At 60.4% G+C, this 25,213-nt stretch carries 18 protein-coding genes and 1 pseudogene; 8 read left to right on the top strand and 11 right to left on the bottom strand.

Translation table 11 applies throughout. The features are described from left to right. Window positions 1–124: 124 nt before the first annotated feature. Complete coding sequence (locus JOE29_RS14170; RefSeq protein WP_044311551.1) at window positions 125–1,336, top strand: CmpA/NrtA family ABC transporter substrate-binding protein; 1,212 nt, start codon at window positions 125–127, stop codon at window positions 1,334–1,336. Between the two features lie 14 nt (window positions 1,337–1,350). Further along, window positions 1,351–1,926 (top strand): ANTAR domain-containing protein, encoded by a 576-nt coding sequence (locus JOE29_RS14175; RefSeq protein WP_003392969.1) that lies wholly within the window; start codon window positions 1,351–1,353, stop codon window positions 1,924–1,926. A 59-nt stretch (window positions 1,927–1,985) separates the two neighbouring features. On the opposite strand, the gene JOE29_RS14180 is transcribed toward JOE29_RS14175, so the two are convergent. Continuing rightward, window positions 1,986–3,233: a glycoside hydrolase family 68 protein gene (locus tag JOE29_RS14180; protein ID WP_032660683.1), complete on the bottom strand. Its 1,248-nt coding sequence runs from the start codon at window positions 3,231–3,233 to the stop codon at window positions 1,986–1,988. Between the two features lie 902 nt (window positions 3,234–4,135). On the opposite strand from JOE29_RS14180, the gene JOE29_RS14185 reads away from it, so the two are divergent. The 5 genes and pseudogenes from JOE29_RS14185 (at window position 4,136) to cobA (ending at window position 12,011) form a co-directional block, all read left to right on the top strand. Further along, a complete protein-coding gene (locus JOE29_RS14185) occupies window positions 4,136–5,347 on the top strand; it encodes a nitrate/nitrite transporter (RefSeq protein WP_003423722.1) in 1,212 nt (403 codons plus the stop codon). Window positions 5,348–5,354: 7 nt separating this feature from the next. Then, entirely contained in the window at window positions 5,355–7,016 is a 1,662-nt protein-coding gene (locus JOE29_RS14190) for a bifunctional protein-serine/threonine kinase/phosphatase (protein WP_210079623.1), read from the top strand. A 276-nt stretch (window positions 7,017–7,292) separates the two neighbouring features. Beyond that, a pseudogene (locus tag JOE29_RS14195) lies at window positions 7,293–8,492 on the top strand (FAD-dependent oxidoreductase); the annotation flags it as partial. Window positions 8,493–8,518: 26 nt separating this feature from the next. Further along, window positions 8,519–11,239: a nitrate reductase gene (locus JOE29_RS14200; RefSeq protein WP_210079624.1), complete on the top strand. Its 2,721-nt coding sequence runs from the start codon at window positions 8,519–8,521 to the stop codon at window positions 11,237–11,239. A gap of 10 nt (window positions 11,240–11,249) precedes the next feature. Continuing rightward, entirely contained in the window at window positions 11,250–12,011 is a 762-nt protein-coding gene (cobA, locus tag JOE29_RS14205) for a uroporphyrinogen-III C-methyltransferase (RefSeq protein ID WP_210079625.1), read from the top strand. Window positions 12,012–12,098: 87 nt separating this feature from the next. On the opposite strand, the gene JOE29_RS14210 is transcribed toward cobA, so the two are convergent. The 8 genes from JOE29_RS14210 to ppsA form a co-directional block, all read right to left on the bottom strand. Then, window positions 12,099–13,133: an OmpA family protein gene (locus tag JOE29_RS14210; RefSeq protein WP_003392951.1), complete on the bottom strand. Its 1,035-nt coding sequence runs from the start codon at window positions 13,131–13,133 to the stop codon at window positions 12,099–12,101. A gap of 105 nt (window positions 13,134–13,238) precedes the next feature. Continuing rightward, complete coding sequence (gene sigX / locus JOE29_RS14215) at window positions 13,239–13,829, bottom strand: RNA polymerase sigma factor SigX (RefSeq protein WP_003315686.1); 591 nt, start codon at window positions 13,827–13,829, stop codon at window positions 13,239–13,241. An 82-nt stretch (window positions 13,830–13,911) separates the two neighbouring features. After that, window positions 13,912–14,736: a mechanosensitive ion channel domain-containing protein gene (locus JOE29_RS14220; RefSeq protein ID WP_003315687.1), complete on the bottom strand. Its 825-nt coding sequence runs from the start codon at window positions 14,734–14,736 to the stop codon at window positions 13,912–13,914. Window positions 14,737–14,738: 2 nt separating this feature from the next. Further along, a complete protein-coding gene (locus tag JOE29_RS14225; RefSeq protein WP_003383654.1) occupies window positions 14,739–14,987 on the bottom strand; it encodes a crfX protein in 249 nt (82 codons plus the stop codon). Window positions 14,988–15,072: 85 nt separating this feature from the next. Beyond that, the gene (locus tag JOE29_RS14230) at window positions 15,073–16,068 is read right to left on the bottom strand and encodes a zinc transporter ZntB (protein WP_003423705.1); all 996 of its coding nucleotides are present in this window, start codon (window positions 16,066–16,068) and stop codon (window positions 15,073–15,075) included. An 11-nt stretch (window positions 16,069–16,079) separates the two neighbouring features. Further along, window positions 16,080–16,568: a ribonuclease E activity regulator RraA gene (gene rraA, locus JOE29_RS14235; RefSeq protein WP_003315690.1), complete on the bottom strand. Its 489-nt coding sequence runs from the start codon at window positions 16,566–16,568 to the stop codon at window positions 16,080–16,082. A gap of 98 nt (window positions 16,569–16,666) precedes the next feature. Then, window positions 16,667–17,656: an alpha/beta fold hydrolase gene (locus tag JOE29_RS14240; RefSeq protein ID WP_210079626.1), complete on the bottom strand. Its 990-nt coding sequence runs from the start codon at window positions 17,654–17,656 to the stop codon at window positions 16,667–16,669. Between the two features lie 192 nt (window positions 17,657–17,848). Next, complete coding sequence (ppsA, locus tag JOE29_RS14245; protein ID WP_004418234.1) at window positions 17,849–20,224, bottom strand: phosphoenolpyruvate synthase; 2,376 nt, start codon at window positions 20,222–20,224, stop codon at window positions 17,849–17,851. Window positions 20,225–20,446: 222 nt separating this feature from the next. On the opposite strand from ppsA, the gene JOE29_RS14250 reads away from it, so the two are divergent. Beyond that, entirely contained in the window at window positions 20,447–21,265 is an 819-nt protein-coding gene (locus tag JOE29_RS14250; RefSeq protein ID WP_003347114.1) for a pyruvate, water dikinase regulatory protein, read from the top strand. 31 nt (window positions 21,266–21,296) lie between these two features. Here JOE29_RS14250 and prpF read toward each other — a convergent pair whose 3' ends face one another. Together prpF and acnD are read right to left on the bottom strand one after the other, a co-directional pair. After that, window positions 21,297–22,487: a 2-methylaconitate cis-trans isomerase PrpF gene (gene prpF, locus JOE29_RS14255; RefSeq protein WP_044311558.1), complete on the bottom strand. Its 1,191-nt coding sequence runs from the start codon at window positions 22,485–22,487 to the stop codon at window positions 21,297–21,299. A gap of 136 nt (window positions 22,488–22,623) precedes the next feature. After that, window positions 22,624–25,212 carry a Fe/S-dependent 2-methylisocitrate dehydratase AcnD gene (gene acnD, locus JOE29_RS14260; RefSeq protein WP_103693430.1) on the bottom strand — a complete coding sequence of 863 codons (2,589 nt, stop codon included), beginning with the start codon at window positions 25,210–25,212 and terminating at the stop codon, window positions 22,624–22,626. Window position 25,213: the final 1 nt, after the last annotated feature.

Consider the following 25,213-nt stretch of genomic DNA (forward strand, 5'->3'; position numbering starts at 1 on the left):
ACCGCTATCGGCACTCGCTCCAACGGCGGAGCGGTGCATGGACAACGGCGTCGCTTCGACACTTGCATTGCAATGGGTCGGACGACGCCTTTTTTCTGGACGGACCTTTGATGAAGCACGCGCGATGAACGAACGAACCGGTAATGCGCTGGACTGGGTGGCCGGTAGCGACGCCCCGGAAATGAACAGCCTGGACGTGGGCTTCATGGCGTTGACCGACTGTGCCCCGCTGGTGGTCGCGGCCACGCAGGGTTTCGCCCAGCCTTACGGCCTGAGCCTGAACCTTGAGCGTCAGACTTCCTGGGCCGGGCTGCGCGACAGACTGGTCAGCGGGCAGTTGCAGGCGGCACACAGCCTGTACGGCCTGATCTACGCCGTGGAACTGGGCATCAGCGGTGGCCCGGCGACCGACATGGCCATCCTCATGGGGCTCAACCAGAACGGCCAGTGCATCAACCTGTCCCGCGAATTACAGCAGGCCGGCGTGATCACTCCTGAAGCACTTGACAAACGCGCGCACCAAAGCGGCTCAAAGCTGACCTTCGCGCAGACCTTCCCCACCGGCAACCATGCCATGTGGCTCTACTACTGGCTGGCCAGCCAAGGCATTCATCCGCTCGATGATGTGACCAGTGTCGTGGTGCCGCCCACGCAAATGGCGCAACACCTGCAGGCCGGGCGCATCGACGGTTTCTGCGTCGGCGAACCCTGGGGCGCCAGCGCCGTACAGCAGCAACTGGGCTTCACCATGGCGACCAGCCAGTCGATCTGGCCGGATCACCCGGGCAAGGTGCTGGGCTGTACCCGTGAGTTTGTCGAGCAGAACCCCAACACTGCCAGAGCGCTGATCATGGCCGTACTGGAAGCCAGCCGCTTCATCGAGGAAAACGACGATAACCGGCGCAGCACCGCGCAACTACTCAGCGGTGCCGATTACCTGGACACCTCGGTGGACTGCATCGAGCCGCGTTTGCTCGGCCAGTACAGCGATGGTCTCGGCAATCGCTGGCAAGACCCTCACGCGGTCAGCTTCCATGCCCAGGGACAGGTCAACTACCCCTGGCTGTCTGACGGCATGTGGTTCATGACCCAGTTCCGACGCTGGGGCCTGTTGCGCGAAGACCCGGATTACCTGGCGGTGGCCAGCCGTGTGCAGCAACTCGACCTGTACCGTCAGGCCGCCAGTGCGCTGGGCATCGACGTACCTGCCGCGACCTTGCGCAGCAGCCAGCTGATCGATGGCAGGGTCTGGGACGGCAGCGATCCGGCGGGCTACGCGCGTAGCTTCAAGCTCCACTCGCTGGCCGACGACGCGCCCGCTGTGGCCAGTCGTTGAAGGAGAACGTAACCATGCTGCGTATCCTGCTTATCAATGACACGGCCAAAAAGGTCGGTCGCCTCAGGTCAGCCTTGATAGAGGCCGGTTTCGACGTGATCGACGAATCCGGACTGGTCATCGACCTGCCCGCGCGCGTTGAAGCCGTGCGCCCGGACGTCATCCTCATTGACACTGAATCGCCAGGTCGCGATGTGATGGAGCAAGTGGTGCTGGTCAGCCGCGACCAGCCACGTCCCATCGTGATGTTCACCGACGAGCACGATCCAGGCGTGATGCGCCAGGCGATCAAATCCGGGGTCAGCGCTTATATCGTCGAGGGTATTCAGGCGCAACGGCTGCAACCGATTCTGGATGTGGCGATGGCCCGCTTTGAAAGCGATCAGGCGCTGCGCGCGCAATTGCATGCCCGCGACCAGCAACTGGCCGAGCGCAAGCGCATCGAACTGGCCAAGGGGCTGCTGATGAAGATGAAGGATTGCAACGAAGAGGACGCTTACACGCTGATGCGACGTCAGGCAATGAGTCGTCAGCAGAAGCTGATTCAGGTGGCAGAGCAGATTATCGCGATGAGCGAACTGCTGGGCTGAAGCCACGAAGAACGCCTGTCCGCACAGGCGTTCTTCACAGGTTACAGGGGCACAGCCTGTCAGCTCAGCTGTACATCCTTCATCGCCGGGACGTAGCCGTAGTCATATTCTTCCTGCACGAACGAGCGGTCGCCCTTCAACAGGATTCTGACCGTCGGCGCCTCGGTGCCGCCGATACGGTAGTCATCGCCGCTGGTGGGCACGCTGTCGATGAACGAAGTCACCAGGCCGTTCGGCATCACGCAGTGGGAGTACGTCTGGAAAGGCTGTGCAGGCGGATTGCCCAGCACCAGTCCGGATGCGTTCATCGGCCGGTAAGGCCCGAACAAATGCTCGCCCACAAAACCGTAAACGCCATCCGGCCCGGTCACACCGTCGGCATACGTAAACTTGTGACTAATGGTGAACAAATAATACTTGCCGTCCTGAAAGACATAATGCGGACGTTCGGTCTGATCATTGACACCCACCGCAGTGACCAGTGGCGGTAATATTTCCCACTCTTCACCGCTGAGATCCTTAGCAACCGCCAGACCGATACAGCCCACTTGAAAACGCGCACCGCCCACTTCTTCATGGCCGGGTGGCACCGGGCCAAGTTCCGCAGCACCCACTGAATGCGTACCGCGCTCGCCGGCGACATTACCTTCAAAGACCATATACAACTTGCCATCATTGGGATCAATAAACGGACTCGGGTCGCGGAAGTTCCACGTCGAGTTCTGCGCTTCGGTTTGATAATAAGTGCCGTCGGCCTCGAAGAGTTTTTTGACCTGGGTAAAGTCTTTCAACTCCACGCCCTGATCGGACGTTACAATACGGCCGCGTACTTTGGCAATTGTCGCCCCCGGTGTCACGCAGGTGTAGTAAAGATCGATATCACCCTTGTCATTCAACAGTACCGGTGTGCCCGCCCACTCACGGGTGGTGGGCGACACGCCTTCGGCCATGACCCGGCCACCGAAGATCCAGTTCTTGCCGGTACGCGAATACCAGTAGCACATGCGCGCCCGCCCGTGACGATCTTCCCAGTCGCGCTTGATGTCGTAGCGGCCGTTGGCGCCGAGATACTGCGGGTCGTCGGGGTGGCGATCAGCTGTCAGCGTGACGATGACCGACCAGCCGTTGACCGAGACCACCGTGCCGTCAAGCTCGCGCAACGGCATGGTGTCCCAGATGAAGACCTTATCACTCATGACCGGAAAGTCTGCTTTTACCAACGGTTGCGTGGTGGTCGGGTCATTTTCATTGACCTTCAACGCATCGGCACGGGACCAGATGGTAGGTGCGTAATTGATGTTACTCATGATGATGATGTCCTTTGCAGGCGCCTGTACAAGCAGCGCGGATAGGAAGGCAACACGGCAGGCATGCGTGCAATGCCGAGGTGCAGAGTGTGTCGGGCATTCAGGTGTCGAGGACAACCGGAAGCCGATAAAAGAGCGAGTAGCCGAGAACTTCTTACAAAGTAAGCATTTATCGAAATTGACTGGCAAACTGCAACTACAGATTACCGGATTGAAAAGTGAAATCACTTCTTTTGAATAAGCGTCACAGGTTGCGACAGAAGCGATGCTCTCAGACATACCACGCAAAGTAAATTAAATATTTGCAGCGTTGTTATCGTACAACTGTGCGAGCTGCGTATTAACTTATATACATTAAGGTTATCATAGCTGCGTATCGAAACAGCATCACAATGACAGTACTTACACGTAAAACTGATGGCACATTAAATAATATTAAATAGTTTGAACTTTAATAAAATATTCTTGAATCCTGTTAACTGCCTGTTTCTGTTGACTGATATGGACTGTGCAAGCGGTTATCTGGCTTTTCGCCGCCACGCCCTTTTTTGCAGCGCGCCTGCCGACCCACGCCCGGTTCGGGGTCATACATCAGTCTGCTCGCAGATCCTGAAAGCCATACAACCTGCCTGCGACGTAAGGCTGACACGCTTGCACCGCCCTTGGCCCATCTATTGCTAAAGCAATCTCACCGGTAGCCAACGGCGGCTATCACCTTTTACGACAAAGACGTCGCTCATCTCTTTCCGCCCCCGTGGACAGAGAGGCGACGTTTTTGCGTTTTGGCCCCGGCGAAGGGGCCGGTGGAGTCGCCGTCATTCGGAACACTCCACCACAGCGTCTGAATACCCGTGTCGCGGTCATGGCCCGACTGACTAACTAGCAGATGATGAGGTGTGCACATGGATACAAGCTTCTGGAAGGCAGGCCACAAACCGACCCTGTTCGCGGCCTTTCTCTATTTTGACCTGAGTTTCATGGTCTGGTACCTGCTTGGCCCGCTGGCAGTGCAGATTGCCACTGACCTGCACCTGACCACTCAGCAACGTGGCCTGATGGTCGCCACGCCGATTCTGGCGGGCGCGGTGCTGCGCTTCTTCATGGGCCTGCTGGCCGACCAGCTGTCGCCCAAGACTGCCGGGGTCATCGGCCAGGTGATCGTTATCGGCGCACTGCTGGTTGCCTGGCAACTGGGCATTCACACCTATGGCCAGGTGCTGGTGCTGGGCCTGTTCCTCGGTATGGCCGGTGCTTCGTTCGCTGTCGCACTACCCCTGGCGTCGCAATGGTATCCAGCCCAGCATCAGGGCAAGGCCATGGGCATCGCCGGTGCGGGCAATTCCGGCACTGTCCTGGCCGCGCTGATCGCGCCGGTGCTGGCGGCCAGTTTCGGCTGGGGCAACGTCTTCGGCCTGGCGCTGATCCCGCTGGTTCTGACGCTGATTGCCTTCACCCTGATGGCACGCAACGCCCCGCAACGCAGCAAACCCAAATCCGTGGCGGACTACCTCAAGGCGCTGGGTGACCGTGACAGCTGGTGGTTCATGTTTTTCTACAGTGTGACATTCGGTGGTTTCATTGGCCTGGCCAGCGCCCTGCCCGGCTATTTCAACGACCAATATGGCTTGAGCCCGATCACTGCCGGTTACTACACCGCTGCCTGCGTATTCGGTGGCAGCCTGATGCGTCCGTTGGGTGGCGCGCTGGCCGACCGTTTCGGCGGGATTCGCACGCTGACCGTCATGTATGCGGTTGCCGCAATCGGCATTGCCGCCGTGGGCTTCAACCTGCCGAGTTCGTGGGCAGCGCTGGCGCTGTTCGTGGCTGCAATGCTGGGTCTGGGTGCTGGCAACGGCGCGGTATTCCAGTTGGTACCGCAGCGCTTCCGCAAGGAAATCGGGGTCATGACCGGCTTGATCGGTATGGCGGGTGGCATCGGTGGCTTCCTGCTGGCGGCAGGCCTGGGCACCATCAAACAGAACACCGGCGACTACCAGTTGGGCCTGTGGCTGTTCGCTGGCCTGGCGGTACTGGCCTGGTTCGGCCTGCTGAACGTCAAGCGGCGCTGGAGAACCACCTGGGGTTCGGCCGCAGTCACGGCGGCTCGGGTCTGAAGCGCCGATGACCCTGCAACTGCAGTTCGCGCAATTCAGCGCCAGCGGACCGCGAGCGGAAAATCAGGACGCCGTGCGCCTGGTCACGCCAGTCCCGGCGCTGGCGGCCAGCAAGGGCTATCTGTTCGCCCTTGCCGACGGCGTCAGCCAGTGTGCCGACGGCGCACTGGCCGCGCAGTCGACCCTGCAGGCGCTGGCCCTCGACTATTACGCCACGCCGGAAACCTGGGGCGTGGCGCAGTCCCTTGATCGTCTGCTGCTGGCGCAGAATCGCTGGCTGCTTGCCAACGGCCTGTTGACCACCCTCAGCGCTCTGGTGCTGCGCGGTCGGCGCTTCACCCTCGCCCACGTCGGCGACTGCCGGGCCTATCGCTGGCAGCCCGGGACGCTCAAACGCATCAGTGAAGATCACGTCTGGGAACAGGCCGACATGCAGCATGTGCTCAAGCGTGCGCTGGGTCTGGACCAGTACGTGGTCATGGATTACCTGGACGGCGAGCTGTGTGAGGGCGAACGCCTGCTGCTGGTCAGCGACGGGGTCTGGGCGACGCTGGGCGATGCGAGCATTCGCTCGATTCTGGGCGAACAGCACGACCTCGACGCGGCAGTCAAAACCCTGGTCAGCGCGGCGCACCTGGCCGGCAGTCAGGACAATGCCAGCGCCCTGCTGATTCAGGTCGACATGCTCGGCGAGGATGATCTGGGGGATGCGCTGCTGCAACTGCAACAATGGCCGCTGCCACCCGCGCTCAAGGCCGATCAGGCATTCGAGGGCTGGAAAGTCGGTGGCATCGTGGCGCAGTCACGCCAGTCCATCGTTTACCGCGTCACCGATATCAATGAGCAGCCCTGGCTGCTGAAAACCCTGCCGGCCAGTCGCCATGACGAGACCGGTGCCGGTCAGGGGCTGCTGCTGGAAGAGTGGTTTCTGCGCCGGGTCGCCGGGCGCTTCTTTCCCGAGATACACCCGCTGCCAGACCGACAGCATCTGTATTACGTGATGCGCGAGTACCGCGGGCACACACTGGCCGAGCTTTTCACTGGCAAAGGGCCGTTGCCGCTGGCCCAGTGGCAGGACCTCGCCACGCGGCTGCTACGGGCCACGGGCCTGCTGCATCGACGCAACATCATCCATCGCGATATCAAACCGGAAAACCTGCTGCTGGCCGACGACGGCGAGTTGCGCGTGCTGGATTTTGGCCTGGCGTTCTGCCCGGGCCTTTCGGCGGTCAATACCGAAGACCTGCCCGGCACACCGAGCTATATAGCACCGGAGGCCTTCAACGGTGCCGAACCGCATCCGCAGCAGGACCTCTACGCGGCAGGCGTCACCCTGTATTACCTGCTGACAGGGCAATACCCGTACGGTGAGATCGAAGCCTTTCAGCACCGTCGCTTCGGCGCACCGATACCCGCCAGCCGTTATCGGCCGGATCTGCCGCAGTGGCTGAGCCACAGCCTGGACAAGGCACTGCACGCCGACCCGAACCAGCGTTATGAAACCGCCGAACAGTGGTTGCTGGAACTGGAGCAGGCCGAGCATCGTCCGCTGGTGGCAAAGCCGCGTCCGCTGCTGGAACGCGAACCGTTGAAAGTCTGGCGAACACTAGCCCTGCTCTCCCTGCTGTTCAATCTGGTGCTGATGATCTGGTTGATGGGCCGCCACTGAGCCCTTGCGCCCCGCTTCTGTGCAACGCGCCTCAACGCAGTGCAGAAAGGGTCTGCATTATCGGCTGCACGCCGCGCAGGCCGGCAAATCCGAGTTGGCACAAGCGCTGCATGGTCCTTGTTAGATAATTCATAAAACGCCGCCCTCAACGCTGAAGGCTGCGTCTCCCGAGAGAACGGGACCGGACAAAGGCGTCCTCGTCAGACCACTGACGGGACGCCTTTTTTTGTTTGCGCGAAATGTGTCGAGCACGCGCTGCAGTGACTCGGAGGCAAGATGACCAAACTCAAACTGGTGATGATCGGCAACGGCATGGCCGGCGTGCGCACACTCGAAGAGTTGCTGAAACTGAGCGAAGACCTTTACCACATCACGGTCTTCGGCGCCGAGCCACACCCCAATTACAATCGCATCCTGCTGTCGCCGGTACTGGCCGGCGAACAGAATTTCGAAGACATCGTGCTCAACGACCTCGAGTGGTACGAACGCAACGGTATCCAGTTGTTGCTCAACCGTCGCGTGGTAAAGATCGACCGCATCAAACGCCTGGTGATCGCCGATGACGGCACCCAGGCCCATTACGATCGGCTGCTGATTGCCACCGGTTCGCGACCGTTCATACTGCCGATCCCCGGCAACACGCTGAACGGCGTCATCGGTTATCGCGACATCGGCCACACGCGGCAGATGATCGACACCGCCGTCACGCACAAACGCGCAGTCGTCATCGGCGGCGGGTTGCTCGGCCTGGAAGCGGCCAACGGCTTGAGCCTGCGCGGCATGCACGTCACGGTGATTCATAACGGCCAGACGCTGCTGGAGCGCCAACTGGACAAGACCAGCGGAAGGATGCTGCAAGCGGCACTGGAGAAGCGCGGCCTGAGCTTTCGCCTCGACGAACAGACCAACGCCCTGCTCGGCGATGATCAGGGCCGTGTAACCGCAGTGCAATTCAACAACGGCGACAGGATCGACGCCGATCTGGTAGTCATGGCAGCAGGCATACGACCCAACACCGAATTGGCCGAGCAAGCCGGCTTGCCCTGTAACCGCGGCATTCTGGTCAATGACACCTTGCAGACCTACGACCCGCGCATCTACGCGATTGGCGAATGCGTCAGCCACAGAGGCATCGCCTATGGACTGGTGGCGCCGCTGTTCGAGCAGGCCCGAGTGTGCGCCAATCACCTTGCGCAACTGGGCTTTGCGCGTTATCAGGGCTCGGTCACCTCGACCAAGCTGAAAGTCACCGGCATCGACCTGTTTTCCGCCGGAGATTTTCTGGGTGGTGAAGGCACTGAAAGCATCACCCTTTCCGACCCCATCGGCGGTGTCTACAAGAAGCTGGTAATAAAGAACGATGTACTGGTCGGCGCCTGCCTGTACGGCGACACCGCCGACGGCAACTGGTACCTGCAGCAGATCCGTGATGGCCAGGGTATCGACGCCATACGCGACCACCTGATGTTCGGCAAACCCGTTGCTCCAGAGGCTGCCTGCGCATGAACAGCCTCGCCCTCCACACCCCTCGGGTCACGGCGTCTACCTGCTGCTATTGCGGCGTGGGCTGCGGCGTACTGATCGAACATGACGGCGAGCATATTCTTGGTGTCAGCGGCGACCCGAAGCACCCGGCCAACTTCGGCAAGCTGTGCAGCAAAGGTTCGAGCCTGCACCTGACCGGCGACATCGAAGCCCGCGCGCTGTACCCGGAACTGCGTTTGGGCAAGGGCCTGGCGCGCAGCGTCACCGATTGGGATACCGCGCTGGAGCACGCGGCCAATGTCTTCGCCGAGACCGTTCGCGAACACGGTCCCGACAGCGTCGCCTTCTACATTTCCGGCCAGTTGCTGACCGAGGACTACTACGCCTTCAACAAGCTGGCGCGCGCACTGATCGGCACCAACAATATCGACAGCAACTCAAGGCTGTGCATGTCCTCGGCCGTAGCTGGCTACAAGCGCAGCCTGGGTGCCGATGCACCGCCCTGCAGCTACGAAGACATCGAACTGAGCGACTGCGTGATGATCGTCGGCAGCAACATGGCGTACGCGCACCCGATTCTGTTTCGTCGCCTGGAAGAGGCAAAAAGCTGTCGTCCGCAGATGAAACTCATCGTCATCGACCCACGGCGCACCGACACCTGCGAACTGGCCGACCTGCACCTGGCGATTCAGCCCGGCACTGACGTCGCGCTGTTTCACGGCATCCTTCATATACTGATGAACGAACGCCTGATCGACTCGGCGTTCATTGCCGCGCACACGCAGGGCTATGAGGAACTGGCCACGCTGGCCCGTGATTACCCACCTGAATACGTGGCCGCCCTCTGCGGCATTAGCCTTGAACAGCTGCACACCTGCGCCCGCTGGGTGGGCGAAGCTCCGGCTTTTCTGTCGCTGTGGTGCATGGGGCTGAATCAGTCCACAGCCGGCAGCGCGAAAAACAGCGCGCTGATCAACCTGCACCTGGCGACCGGGCAGATTGGCAAACCCGGCGCAGGCCCCTTCTCGCTCACTGGCCAGCCCAACGCCATGGGCGGACGTGAAACCGGCAGCCTGTCCAACCTGTTGCCTGGTCATCGCGACGCGGCAAATCCTCAGCATCGTCAGGAGGTTGCAGACTACTGGGGCGTCGACAGCCTGCCTGCCAATCCCGGCCTTTCAGCCATCGAACTGTTCGAGCAATTGCAGAGCGGAACGATCAAGGCCCTGTGGATCGCCTGTACCAACCCGGCACAGTCACTGCCCGACCAGACCCGCATCAGGCAAGCGCTGGAAACCTGCCCGTTCGTGGTACTCCAGGAAGCGTTCAAAACCACCGAAACCGCGCGTTATGCCGATCTGTTGCTGCCTGCCGCCAGTTGGGGCGAGAAAGAAGGCACGGTGACCAACTCCGAACGGCGCATCTCCAACGTGCGCAAGGCCATTCAGGCGCCCGGCGAAGCGCGCTCGGACTGGGCAATCACGGTGGATTTCGCTCAGCGCCTGCAAAAACGCCTGCAACCCGACGCGCCCGCGCTGTTCGATTTCGCCACACCCAAGGCCTTGTTCGATGAGTTCAAGGGCCTGACGGTCGGACGCGATCTGGACATCTCCGGAATCGACCGCGAGCTCATCGACCAGCAGGGCCCGCAACAATGGCCCTTCCCGCGTGGCGCTAGCAGCGGTACGCCGCGCCTTTACAGCGATGGAGTCTTTCCCACCGATTCAGGCCGGGCGCAGTTCCTGTCAGAGCCTTACATTGCCGCCAGGGAATTGCGCGATGCCGACTACCCGCTGACGCTCAACACCGGCAGGCTGCGCGATCAATGGCATGGCATGAGTCGCACCGGCACCGCTGCGCGTTTGTTCGGACACGTCAGCGAAGCTGTGCTGAGCCTCAATCCGCAGGACATGCTCAGCCATGACCTGCAACCCGGCGACCTGATCAAACTGATCAGCCGGCGCGGCGAACTGCTGTTGCCGGTCGGCAGCGAGGACAGCGTTGCAGTCGGACAGGCCTTTGTGCCGATGCATTGGGGCGACAGGTTCCTCAAGGGGGGGATCAACGTGCTCACCCAGCCAGCCTTCGACCCGGTCTCGAAACAACCGGAACTCAAGCACGCCGGCGTCAGGATCGAAAAAGCCTACCTGCCCTGGCAATTCTTTGCGCTGGTCGAGGGCAACGTGCAACAACGGATGGAAAAGCTGCGCCCCTTGTGCGACGCCTTCCCCTACCTGAGCATGGGCCTTGCCGGACGCGAGCGACCGGCTCTGCTGATACGCGCCGCCAGCGCACAAGCACCCGATTCAGCGCTGCTAGAGCAGATTGATCGTGTACTGGGCCTGGATGAAGGACCGGTCATGGCGTATGACGACCCCAAACGCTCGATCGGCAAGCGAGTACGTATCGACAACCAACGTATTACCGCGATTCGTCTGGCCGGTGAAACACTTGCCCGGCATTGGCTGCAGACGTTGTGGCTGGAACAGCGCGTCGATGCTTCACTGCGGCGCTGGCTGTTGGCACCGCTGAGCAGCGAACCGGGCAAAGACTCGACACAGGCTCGCGACAAGACCTTGTGCAACTGCATGAACGTCAGCCAGAACGCAGTAATGAGCGCCATCGAGCGTGGCCTGAACCTGAATCAACTCAAGACACAGTTGGGCTGCGGCACCCAGTGCGGCTCGTGCGTGCCGGAAATAAGAAGACTGATCCATACCGTGGCGGTTACAGAATGAGGAATGCGGCATGAGCGCAAAAGTATGGCTGGTGGGCGCAGGCCCCGGTGACCCGGAGTTGCTGACCCTCAAGGCAGTGCGTGCCTTGGCTGAATCCGACGTGGTGCTGATCGACGATCTGGTCAACCCCGCAGTGCTGGAACATTGTCCGGGAGCGCGGGTCATCGCGGTCGGCAAGCGCGGCGGTTGCCGTTCGACGCCGCAAGCGTTTATCCATCGCCTGATGCTGCGCTATGTACGTCAGGGCAAATGCGTGGTTCGCCTTAAAGGCGGCGATCCTTGCATCTTCGGACGGGGCGGTGAAGAGGCGCAGTGGCTACAGGAGCGCGGTGTGGCCGTGGAGCTGGTCAACGGCATTACAGCGGGTCTTGCCGGTGCAACACAATGCGGCATTTCGCTGACCCTGCGTGGTATTAGCCGTGGCGTGACGCTGGTCACCGCTCACACTCAGGACGACAGCACCCTCAACTGGCAGGCGCTCGCGCAAGGCGGAACCACCCTGGTGGTTTACATGGGCGTGGCGAAACTGGCGGAAATTCGCGAGAGCCTGCTGGCAGGCGGAATGAGTGGCGAGATGCCGGTGGCGATGATCGAGAACGCTTCGCTGCCGTGGCAGCGCGAATGCCGCAGCTCCCTGAATGACATGCAACAGGACGCAGCCGCTTTCCAATTGAAGAGCCCCGCCATTCTGGTGATCGGCGCGGTTGCCGCGTACAGCAATGAGCTGCTGAATCAAACGCTGATGGACCACGCACAGCTGAATGCCGGCTGACATCAAGCCCGCCTGAACAGACGCAATGCCAAATCGCAGGCAAAGAAAAGCCCGGCCTAAGCCGGGCTTTTCAGTACAAGCGGCTAATTACTTAGCTTGAGCTTCTACTTCTGCTTCTACGCGACGGTTAACTGCGCGGCCAGCTTCAGTTGCGTTATCAGCAACTGGCTTGCTTTCGCCGTAACCAACCGAGTTTACGCGGCTAGCGCCAACACCGTACTGGTTAACCAGAACCTGTTTAACGGCGTTTGCACGACGCTCGGACAGTTTTTGGTTGTAAGCGTCAGGACCGACGGAGTCAGTGTGACCTTCAACAGTGGTGGTGGTCTGTGGGTACTGCTGCATGAAGTCAGCGAGGTTCTTGATGTCGCCGTAGCTGTTAGGCTTGACTACGGATTTGTCGAAATCGAACTTCACGTCCAGCTCAACACGAACCACTTCGGCAACTGCTGGGCAGCCATCAGCGTCAACGGTAACGTTGGCTGGGGTGTCCGGGCACTTGTCGACGTTGTCGCACACGCCGTCGTTGTCGCTGTCGGAGCACACTTCAGCTACTGGAGCTGGTGCTGCTTCAACTTTCTTGCTGCCGCCGCCGAAGTTTACACCGATACCGACGCTAGGCGCCCACTCGGTGTTGCCTTGGTCGATGTTGTACTGAGCTTCAACGCCTGCACGGGCATAGAAGTTGTCAGTGAAGTACAGCTTGGCGCCGCCGCCGATGTTGGCGAAGGTGGAACCGTCACGGCCACGGCGAGCGTCTTGACCGATGCTCTGGTCAGAGAAACCGGCAGATACGTATGGACGCAGCATGTCGCCTGGGTTGTTGAAGTGGTACAGAGCGTCCAGAGCAGTATCTGCGCCCTTGATGTTCTTGCCGCTGTCGCTACGGACGTTGTGGACTTCGTCGTAGCCCAGACGCAGCTCAACATCGTCAGTCAGGAAGTAGCCAACGGAGCCGCCGAACAGGTTGCCGTCGTTTTTGAAGTTACGATCGCTGTCGTAGTACTCTTTCTTGGCGAAGCCTTCGATTTCGACCGCGCCTTGGCCTTGAGCCAGCGCGCCGAACGAAGTTGCGGCAACAATAGTACCAATGGCCAAGCCCAAGGTGTTTTTCAGTTTCATCCGTTAAATCCCCATCTGATGATTATTAAGCAGTCCCACACATGGGGACAACTCAGCGGCAAGTCTACCAGACCTTGCCAGTTTGTTAGAGATATTTGCACCGTATTAAGTTTCGGCGATTCCCGCAAATTTCTCTCGTAATTTATCTAAAGCCCGCTTGTAACGCATTTTCGTTGCGCTCAAGCCCATGTGCATGATGTCAGCGATCTCCTGGAATTCAAGTTCTGCAACAAAACGCAGCACCAGAATCTCCCGATCGATCGGGTTCACATACACAAGCCAGCGATCAAGTCCGCCCCGTTCTTCAGGTTTGGGCGCCTTTTCTTCCGACGCTTCCTCAAGTGGATCCAGACTCAGCGCGTCCATCAAGCGACGCTTACGCCGTTCCTTCCTGTACTGCGTGATGCATTCATTGTAGGTGATGCTGTACAGCCAGGTTTTAAATTTAGATTTACCTTCAAAATTTTTCAACCCATACAACACTTTAAGCATCACCTCCTGACAGACATCGTCAGCATCGCGATCGTTCCCCAGATACCGCGCGCACACGTTAAAAAGTGTTCGCTGGTAACGGCGCATCAATTCTTCGTAGGCCCGCGTCACATTGAACAGCTCAACGTGGGCGCGCGCAACCAGCTCCTCATCTGAGAGCTCGCGTGGGTCGTAGCGCGTCGAAAACGGTTGAGGTTTATTCAAAACAAATCTTGCCGACAGTCAGGTCAATGTCCGCCATGGCCTGTATCGGCAACCTGGCGGCATACATTAGCAGGTTAACCGCTTAACGGCTGCTTACTCTCTGCTCGAGCAGGATGCGGTTGGAAAACGACACCAGCTCCCCCTCGTCTGTCAGTAGCGTTGTCTTGACCGTACCGATTTCCTCGATTTGCCCTTCCGTATCGCCTATCTGTACCTGTTGCCCGACCTGAAACAGCTCGCGGACGTAAATTCCGGCAATGATCTGCCCGGCAATTTCGCGACTGCCGAGGCCCAGGGCAAGCGCCACTGTCAGACCAACGGTAATCAGCGCAATCACGATAACGTGGTTCAGCAGGTCGGTCTTAACCTCCAACTGGCTGATCGCGACCGAAATACTGATGATAATGACCAGCCCCTGGGCAATTCGCCCCAGGCCGGCAGAGTAATCGATCCCTACGCCTTCGGCAGCACCTCGTACCAGGCCATTGACCAGTTGCGCCAACAGCACACCGACCAGCAGCACCAGCGCAGCACCAAATACCTTAGGCAAATACAGCGCCAGCATGTCGAGCGTAGCTGAGACCCGCTGCAGGCCCAATGATTCAGCGGCCGATACGAGGAATATAAGCAGAACGAACCAGTAGACGACCTTGCCGATCAGCGTGGAGACCGGCACCTTGACGCCAGCGCGGCCGATGATCTTGGTCAGGCCGGTACCGCCGACCAGACGATCAAGGCCCAGTTTGGCCAGTAATTTGGAAAGCAGTGCGTCGAGCAGCTTGGCGACGACAAAACCGAGCAACACCACAACCAGGGCGCCGAACAGGTTGGGGATGAAGTTTGCGACTTTGGTCCACAATGCAGTCATTGCAGCAAGAAGGCTCTGGGTCCAGAGGTTCAATTCCATGCTCAATCAGCCTTATCGATAGAACGCGCACCTGTCGAGGTGCGACGAGAAACGGGAGAGACGTGGGCCGAGCCGTTGTTCACGGCAATCATCAGCGCCTCAGACCAGCGGCCCAGCAACCCGAATAGCACACCGGCGCCGACCTGGCGATTGGCGGTCTTCAGGACGCGTCCCAGACATGCGTCATCATCCCGGCTGGAGGATGAAGAATTGAGCATGTCGCGTAAAGATTCTTCAAACGGATCGTGCATCAGGCACCTCACGTAATGTCATTCAAAGACGCGACGCGAAAACAACAAGTCACACAAGCTCACCAAAAAACCATCGAGGCTCACCCTATACCCAACGCAAACGGCGGAACAGCCACCACTGCCCTGCGCCCAGTGCGACGATCAGCAGACAGGCCACCAGAAAGCCGTACGAACTGGCCGAACCCGGAATGCCGCCAACGTTAATACCCAGCAAACCCGTGAGAAAACTCATCGGCAGAAAGATACAGGTAATGATCCCGAAGCGGTACATGGTGCGGTTCATGTGCTCGCGCAGGCGCCGGTCCTCGGACTCCAGCAGCAGCCCCACCCGCTCGCGTGTCAGCTCGAGCTCTTCCAGATAACGGGTCAGGCTGTTGTTCAGCTCATTCCAGTAATCAGCGTCGTCATGGGCAAACCAGGACAGCTTGATGCGTGAAAGCTGACCATAAATATCCCGCTGCGGCCCAAGGAACCGGCGCAGGCCGGCAGCACGTCGACGGATGTGCAGCAGCTTGCCATGCTCGGGATTGTACCGTTCGTCGGCGTCGTTCTTTTCTTCCTCTTCATCGACCGACTCGGTCAGTTCACCCACCAGGTCCTGAACCTTGTCAGTAAGGTGCTGCGCCAGGTGCAGGATCAGCTCCGAGGCGCCCTTCGGGCCTTTGCCCTGCCCCAGCAGCTCAATCAGTTCCTCAGTGGCGCGCAACGGACGCAGGCGCAGCGAGATAACCCGCTGCGCGGCAGCGAAGATACGCACCGAGACCATGTCTTCAGGTTCAGCACCGGGATTCAGATTCACGCCGCGCAGAAACAGCAGCAGCTCTTGCTCCGGCAACGGCAGCAAACGCGGCCGGGTGTTCTCTTCCAGCAACAGGTCGCAGGCAAACTCGCTCAGACCGCTGCCGGTGCGCAGCCAGGCATGCGTCTGCGGATGGCTACGATCCCAGTGCAGCCAGAGGCTTTCTTCTGGCTGCAATGCAAGGTCCTGCAACTCGGTTCGAGCGATGAAACGCGCCCCACCCTTACCGTCCAAAACGAGGGCATGAACCAGCCCCCACTGCGCGTTTGCTTCATCGAACATGGATACTTCGCTTATTCCGGCATGGTCAGAGGTGATGGGGAAATGATGACGCCGTTGTTGTCGGCATACAGGTACTCACCGGGGCGGAACGTCACGCCGCCAAAGGTCACCGGCACATTCAGCTCACCTATGCCGCGCTTCTCGGTTTTCTTCGGATGACTGGCGAGCGCCTGGACACCCAGGTCGGTCTGGGCGATGACATCCACATCGCGGACGCAGCCGTAGATCAACATGCCTTCCCAGCCGTTCTTTGCAGCCTTGTCAGCCAGCATGTCACCCAGCAGCGCACAACGCAGCGAGCCACCGCCGTCGACGACCAGTACCTTGCCCTTGCCGTCGAGCTCAACCTGCTCCCTGACCTTGGAGTTGTCCTCGAAACATTTCAGCGTGACGATCTGGCCACCAAACGAATCGCGGCCGCCAAAATTGCTGAACATCGGCTCCACGACCTGAATCAGGTCCGGATAGGCGTCACACAGATCGGGGGTGAGGTAGTGCATGAGACAACTCCTTTCATCGGCTATTGGGACGCGATTGATACAGACGGTTTAGTGAAACAGACACGACCGGATGAGCCTAACCATAGCGACTTTACCGGCTAACTGCCCACCGCGACCTGAAACTCTGCAACTTGTTCAGGAACCGAGCGCTCGCCAAGCCACTCGATCACGCGCGGCCAGACCTGCTGCTGCGCGGCCTTGCTGACCAGCATCTGCACATGATCGAAATCCTCGCTGAAGCCGTGTTCGCGGCTCAGGCAGAGGAATTGCGTGTGTTCGCTGCCGATCTGCTCGAAGAGTTCACGGCATGCCCACACCGGGTCCTGATGGTCGCCGGCCGCAGCGACAGCCAGAACCGGCACCTGAACCGCGCTCAACCCTGCCCACCAGTTGTTGTCACGCTCACCGAAACGTCCGAACAGCCCGTGCCAGCGCATGCTCTCCAGAACCAGACCGATCGGCTCGTCTTCCGGCCCGCGCTTGAAACGCGGTCCGGAGATATGCTCGAAGGACCTCAACAGCAACTTCGCAGACCATTGCAGTGGCGGGACTTTCAGCGGCCAGTAGGTGCGGCTGACCTGGCTGCCGAACAGCGCCACAGACGCCGCAGTGTCAGCCCCCAGATACTGACCGCCCAAGGCTGCCGCCAGGCTCGTGCCGCCCAGCGAGTGGCCGATCCAGTGCGGTACCTGGCCACTTTGCTCGACGACGAACGCGGCAATGGCTGGCAAATCGAAGCGCGCGTAGTCCGCCACGCAATTGCTGCGATAACTCAGGTTGCGAGCCGACAAGCCATGGCCGCGCATTTCAGGAATCCACACGTCATAGCCGGCCCGCGCCAGATAAGCGCCCAGACCGATGCCCTTGGGCGAATACCAGAACCGCCGGTTGGAAAAGCTGCCATGCAGCAGTATGACCGGAGTGCCACGCACGTCGGGCTGATCGACGCGCCCCAGCCGGGTCACCGCCAGTTCGACACTGGCGTCGGGACTGTTGGCAGGTTTGAGACGGTAGACGTCCTCGACCAGATCGCCACGACGCTCGGCGCTGATCAAGGCCACGGGGAAAAGCTGGCTGCTGCTCTGCATATCACTCTTTATCTGGTTTGACAGACGGGATGAAACCACGCGTTCCGGGGTCTCGCGGTGCGCCATAAAAAAGGCGGCTTCCGAAGAAACCGCCTCATTTAAACACCTGAACCACATGACGGCTCAGGCCGCGTTCGCGTCACACGGGAGCCCGGTCGTTTAAGGGCCGTGCCTCAGGTACGTCGCCGCCGGTCAGACAGGCGCCTGTGCCTCGGCAAGGAAGAACCAGGTCTCCAGTACCGAATCGGGGTTCAGCGACACACTCTCGATGCCCTGATCCATCAGCCAGCGCGCCAGGTCCGGATGATCGGAAGGCCCCTGCCCGCAGATGCCGATGTACTTGCCGGCCTTGTTGCACGCCTGAATGGCATTGGACAGCAGCTTCTTTACCGCCGGGTTACGCTCATCAAACAGGTGAGCGATCACCCCGGAGTCACGATCAAGACCGAGCGTCAGCTGGGTCAGGTCGTTGGAGCCGATGGAGAAGCCGTCGAAGTACTCGAGGAACTCTTCCGCCAGAATCGCGTTGGACGGCAGTTCGCACATCATGATGATGCGCAGGCCGTTTTCGCCACGCTTCAGGCCATTGGCGGCCAGCAGATCGATGACCTGGCTCGCCTCGCCCAGGGTGCGGACGAACGGCACCATGATCTCGACGTTGGTCAGGCCCATCTCTTCGCGCACACGCTTGAGCGCACGGCACTCCAGCTCAAAGCAGTCACGGAAGTTCTCGCTGATATAGCGCGACGCACCGCGGAAGCCCAGCATCGGGTTTTCTTCTTCAGGCTCGTAGAGCTTGCCGCCGATCAGGTTCGCGTACTCGTTGGACTTGAAGTCCGAGAGGCGCACGATGACCTTCTTCGGCGTGAACGCGGCGGCCAGAGTACTGATGCCCTCGACCAGCTTTTCGACATAGAAACCGACCGGATCATCGTAACCGGCGATGCGCTTGTCGACGCTTTCCTTGATTTCCGGTGGCAGCACCGAGTAGTTGAGCAGCGCCTTGGGGTGCACGCCGATCATACGGTTGATGATGAACTCCAGACGCGCCAGACCGACACCGGCATTGGGCAACTGGGCGAAATCGAAGGCACGGTCCGGGTTGCCGACGTTCATCATGATCTTGAACGGCAGATCAGGCATCGCATCGACCGAGTTGGTCTTGATATCGAAGCCCAGCTCGCCTTCGAAGATATAACCGGTGTCGCCCTCGGCGCAGGAAACCGTGACACCCTGGCCATCCTGAAGGGTGTGCGTGGCGTTGCCGCAGCCGACCACTGCCGGGATGCCCAGCTCACGGGCGATGATCGCCGCGTGGCAAGTACGACCGCCACGGTTGGTGACGATTGCGCTAGCGCGCTTCATGACCGGCTCCCAGTCCGGGTCGGTCATGTCCGACACCAGCACGTCACCGGGCTGGACCTTGTCCATCTCGGACACGTCCTTGATGATGCGTACCTTGCCCGCGCCGATGCGCTGACCGATGGCACGGCCTTCGACCAGCACCTTGCCGGTCTCCTTGAGCAGATAGCGCTCCATAACGTTGGCCGAAGCACGGCTCTTCACCGTTTCCGGGCGCGCCTGGACGATGTACAGCTTGCCGTCGTCACCGTCCTTGGCCCACTCGATGTCCATCGGGCACTTGTAGTGCTTCTCGATAATCATCGCCTGCTTGGCCAGCTCGGACACTTCGGCATCGCTCAGGCAGAAACGCGCGCGATCGGCAGGCTCGACGTCGATCACCTTGACCGAACGACCGGCCTTGGCTTCTTCGCCGTAAATCATCTTGATCGCCTTGCTGCCCAGATTGCGACGCAGGATCGCCGGGCGGCCAGCCGCCAGCGTGTCCTTGTGCACGTAGAATTCGTCCGGGTTGACGGCGCCCTGTACAACCGTCTCGCCCAGGCCGTAAGCGCCGGTGATGAACACCACGTCGCGGAAGCCGGACTCGGTGTCGAGGGTGAACATGACACCAGCCGTGCCGGTTTCGGAGCGCACCATACGCTGCACGCCTGCAGACAGCGCGACCAGCTTGTGGTCGAAGCCCTGGTGTACACGGTAGGAAATCGCACGGTCGTTGAACAATGAAGCGAAGACTTCCTTGGCGGCACGGATCACGTTCTCGACGCCGCGGATGTTCAGGAAGGTCTCCTGCTGGCCGGCGAACGAGGCATCCGGCAAGTCTTCGGCCGTTGCGGAGGAACGCACGGCCACGGCCAGGTTCGGATTACCCGCAGAGAGCTCGGCAAACGCAGTACGGATCTGGGCGTTGAGCTGCTCGGGGAACTCGGCCTCCATGATCCACTGACGAATCTGCGCACCGGTGCGGGCCAACGCGTTGACGTCATCGACGTCAAGGGCGTCCAGCGCCGCATGAATCTGCTCGTTCAGGCCGCTGAGCTCGAGAAAGTCACGGTAGGCCTGGGCGGTAGTCGCGAAGCCGCCGGGCACCGAAACACCAGCACCTGCGAGGTTGCTGATCATCTCGCCGAGGGACGAGTTTTTGCCCCCCACGTGCTCTACATCATGGACGCCGAGCTTATCGAGGGAAACTACGTACTCTACCAAGGTGATCTCTCCACTAACTGTGTTTGTTGTTGGGAAAAGCTCATTCACCTGCGCCACATGCGGTGTGGCTTCAGGCGTGTCTGCCCGGACGTACAGGTCGGGCGTTCAAAACCGAGTGTGCAAAACCAGGCGTGCAAAAAAGCTGCACCTGCGGGCTCTCATGGCAGGCCAGCACGCCTATCATAGCCAGAATTCGTCAACTGCTTAAGGCCTGGGGCAAAAATGAAACGATCCGCTTTCTTCATCTCGGACGGCACGGGCATCACCGCCGAAACCCTGGGCCAGAGCTTGCTGGCACAATTTGAAAACATTACGTTCAACAAGTTCACCAGGCCCTATATCGACAGCGTCGAGAAGGCGCGGGCGATGGTACAACAAATCAATAATGCCGCCGACAAGGACGATGTGCGGCCGATCATCTTCGACACCATCGTCAATCAGGACATTCGCGAGATTCTGGCGACGTCCAATGGCTTCATGATCGATATCTTTTCGACCTTCCTCGCCCCGCTGGAGCAGGAGCTTAGTTCACACTCGTCCTACTCCGTGGGTAAATCGCATTCCATCGGGCATAACTCCAATTACATGGAGCGCATCGAGGCGGTCAACTTTGCGCTGGACAACGATGACGGCGCACGGACACATTATTACGACAAGGCCGATATCATCCTCGTCGGCGTCTCGCGCTGCGGCAAAACCCCGACCTGTCTGTACATGGCCATGCAGTTCGGTATCCGGGCCGCCAACTATCCGCTGACCGAAGATGACATGGAAAGGCTGCAACTGCCTGCAGCGCTCAAGCAGCATCGCGAAAAGCTCTTCGGCCTGACCATCGACCCGGACCGCCTCACCGCGATTCGCCACGAGCGCAAGCCCAACAGCCGCTACTCCAGCTACGCGCAGTGCGAATTCGAGGTGCGCGAGGTGGAAAGCCTGTTCCGCCGCGAGAACATCGCGCACATCAATTCCACGCATTTTTCGGTGGAAGAAATCTCCGCCAAGGTGCTGGTCGAAAAAGGCGTGGAGCGACGCTTCAAGTAGGCGCTGCGGTCACCCCGTCAAGCTGACGACTTCACTCGGCTGGCTGCGGCACCCGCACCCAGCCTTCCATCAGCACGCGGGCGCTGCGGCTCATCAAGGCCTTGGTGACTTTCCAGTCTCCGCCCTCCTGAACGGCCTGGGCGCCGACCCGCAATGTGCCGGAGGGATGGCCAAAGTTGACCGCACTGCGTGCCTGACCGCCAGCGGCCAGATTCACCAGCGTGCCTGGAATGGCCGCCGCTGTGCCGATGGCCACCGCAGCCGTGCCCATCATCGCGTGGTGCAGCTTGCCCATCGACACGGCGCGGACCAGCAGCTCGATATCCTGCGCAGCGACAGGCTTGCCACTCGACGCCACGTAATCGGCGGGCGCAGCGACAAAGGCCACTTTGGGCGTGTGCTGGCGTGCGGCAGCTTCATCGATGTTGCCGATCAGGCCCATGCGTACAGCACCGTAGGCGCGAATGGCTTCCAGGCGGGCCAGCGCCTGCGGATCACTGTTGATAACGCCCTGCAGCTCAGTGCCGGAGTAACCGATATCGGCGGCGTTAACGAAAATCGTCGGGATGCCGGCATTGATCATGGTCGCCTTCAGAATGCCGATGCCGGGCACCTCCAGCTCGTCCACCAGATTGCCCGTCGGAAACATCGAGCCGCCCGCGCCCTCTTCGTCCGCCGCCGGGTCGAGAAACTCCAGTGGCACTTCAGCTGCCGGGAAGGTCACGCCATCCAGCTCGAAATCACCGGTTTCCTGCACCGCGCCGTTGCTGATCGGCACGTGGGCGATGATGGTCTTGCCGATGTTGGCCTGCCAGATACGCACCACCGCGACGCCGTCCTGCGGAACACGGCCCGGGTCGACCAGGCCACTGGTAATCGCGAACGGCCCTACGGCCGCTGACAGGTTGCCGCAATTGCCGCTCCAGTCGACAAACGGCTTATCGATGGATACTTGGCCAAACAGGTAATCGACATCGTGGTCGGGCCTGCTGCTGCGCGAAACAATCACGCTCTTGCTGGTACTCGACGTTGCCCCGCCCATGCCGTCGATCTGCTTTTCATAGGGGTCAGGGCTGCCGATGACCCGCAACAGCAGCGCATCCCGCGCCGCGCCCGGAACCTGTGCAGCTTCGGGCAGATCAGTCAGCCTGAAAAACACACCCTTGCTGGTGCCACCGCGCATGTAGGTGGCGGGGATGCGGATCTGGGGTGAATGAGCCATGAATTCGTTGTCCTGTTCAAAGAGCGCGCTGCGCGCTCAAAATCGGACGCAGAGCGTCCAGAACTGCATGCCAACGCGGAGCATGGGCACGATAGTGCTCTTGCGCACACTTGGCGTTCCTCACGCTCCAGCGTAGCTATGATGCAGTAGCCTCCAGAAAGTCCTGAGCAAAACGCTGCAATACGCCGCCCGCCTCATAAATAGAGAGCTCTTCGGCGGTGTCCAGACGACAGGTCACCGGCACCTCGACGCGCTCGCCGTTACGGCGTTGAATCACCAGCGTCAACGTCGCGCGCGGTGTGCGCTGGCCGATCACATCGAAGGTTTCGCTGCCGTCGATGCCCAGGGTCAGACGGCTGGTGCCCGGCTTGAACTCCAGCGGCAGCACGCCCATGCCGACCAGGTTGGTGCGGTGAATACGCTCGAACCCTTCTGCAGCAATCACTTCGACGCCCGCCAGCCTGACGCCTTTGGCCGCCCAGTCACGGGACGAGCCCTGCCCATAGTCGGCACCGGCAATGATGATCAACGGTTGCTTGCGCGCCATGTAGGTTTCGATGGCTTCCCACATGCGCGTGACCACGCCTTCGGGTTCGATACGGGTCAGCGAGCCTTTTTTGACCTTGCCGTCGACCACTGCCATCTCGTTGATCAGTTGCGGGTTGGCAAAGGTCGCGCGCTGAGCGGTCAGGTGGTCGCCCCGATGGGTTGCATAGGAGTTGAAGTCTTCCTCCGGCAGGCCCATTTTCGCCAGGTACTCGCCCGCCGCACTGTCGAGCATGATCGCGTTGGACGGCGACAGGTGATCGGTGGTGATGTTGTCCGGCAGTACGGCCAGCGCCCGCATGCCCTTGAGCGTGCGCTCTCCGGCCAGCGCGCCTTCCCAGTAGGGCGGGCGACGGATGTAGGTACTCATCGGACGCCAGTCGTAGAGCGGCTCGACCTTCGGCCCGGTGTGCTCTTCGATGGCAAACATCGGGATATAGACCTGGCGGAACTGCTCCGGCTTGACCGACGCCTGCACGACGGCATCAATCTCTTCATCGCTCGGCCAGATATCCTTGAGACGGATTTCCCGGCCCTCGGCGACGCCCAGCACATCGTTTTCAATATCGAAACGGATGGTTCCGGCAATGGCATACGCCACCACCAGGGGCGGCGAGGCCAGAAAGGCCTGCTTGGCATAGGGGTGAATACGCCCGTCGAAATTACGGTTACCGGACAGGACTGCCGTGGCGTACAAATCACGGTCAATGATTTCCTGCTGGATCAGCGGATCGAGCGCGCCGGACATGCCGTTGCAGGTGGTGCAGGCAAAGGCTACGACGCCAAAACCCAGTTGCTCCAGCTCAGAGGTCAGCCCTGCTGCGTCCAGGTACAGCGCCACGGTTTTCGAGCCGGGTGCCAGCGATGATTTCACCCACGGCTTGCGCAGCAGCCCCAGGCGGTTGGCGTTGCGTGCCAGCAGACCGGCGGCAATGACGTTGCGCGGGTTGCTGGTGTTGGTGCAACTGGTGATCGCAGCGATGATCACCGCGCCGTCGGGCATCTGGCCCGGCACCTCGTCCCATTGCCCGGCAATCCCTCTGGCCGCCAGATCGGCGGTGGCGACCCGCGCATGAGGATTGGAGGGTCCAGCCATGTTGCGCACCACACTGGACAGATCGAAACTCAGCACCCGCTCGTACTGCACCTCGCTCAGGCTGTCCGACCAAAGACCGGTGTGCCGGGCATACAGCTCGACCAGCTTGACCTGCTCGTCCTCGCGACCTGTCAAACGCAGGTAGTCGATGGTTTGCGAATCAATCGAAAACATCGCCGCCGTCGCGCCATATTCAGGCGCCATGTTGGAGATCGTCGCCCGGTCGCCCAAAGTCAGACTCGACGCACCTGCGCCGTAAAACTCCAGATAGGCACCGACCACTTTCTGCTGACGCAGGTATTCGGTCAGCGCGAGCACCAGGTCGGTGGCGGTGATGCCTGGCTGATGGCGCCCGGTCAGTTCGACGCCGATGATGTCCGGCAGGCGCATCCACGAGGCGCGCCCGAGCATGACGTTCTCGGCCTCGAGCCCGCCGACGCCGATGGCAATCACACCCAGGGCGTCGACATGTGGCGTGTGGCTGTCCGTGCCCACCAGTGTGTCGGGAAAGGCTACGCCGTCGAGCACCTGCACCACCGGTGACATTTTCTCCAGATTGATCTGGTGCATGATGCCGTTGCCCGGCGGGATCACTTCGACGTTCTTGAACGCCTGCTTGGTCCAGTCGATGAAATGAAAACGGTCTTCGTTGCGACGGTCTTCAATGGCGCGGTTCTTGGCGAACGCCTGCGGGTCATTACCGTCGGACTCCACTGCCAGCGAGTGGTCGACGATCAGTTGCACCGGAACCACCGGATTGACCAGCGCAGGATCGCCGCCCTGCGAAGCGATAGCGTCGCGCAGCCCGGCAAGGTCGACCAGCGCGGTCTGACCCAGAATGTCGTGGCAGACCACGCGTGCCGGGAACCAGGGGAAATCCAGATCACGCTTGCGCTCGATGAGCTGGGTCAACGAGGCATTCAAGGTCGCCGGATCACAACGGCGCACCAGGTTCTCGGCCAGCACCCGTGAGGTGTAGGGCAGCGTGGCATAGGCACCGGGCTTGAGCGCCTCGACGGCTGCCCGAGCGTCGAAATAATCCAGTCGGGTGCCAGGGAGCGGTTTGCGAAATTCACTGTTCATT

Source organism: Pseudomonas sp. PvP009 (genome assembly GCF_017832995.1).
GTDB classification, from domain to species: Bacteria; Pseudomonadota; Gammaproteobacteria; order Pseudomonadales; family Pseudomonadaceae; genus Aquipseudomonas; species Aquipseudomonas syringae.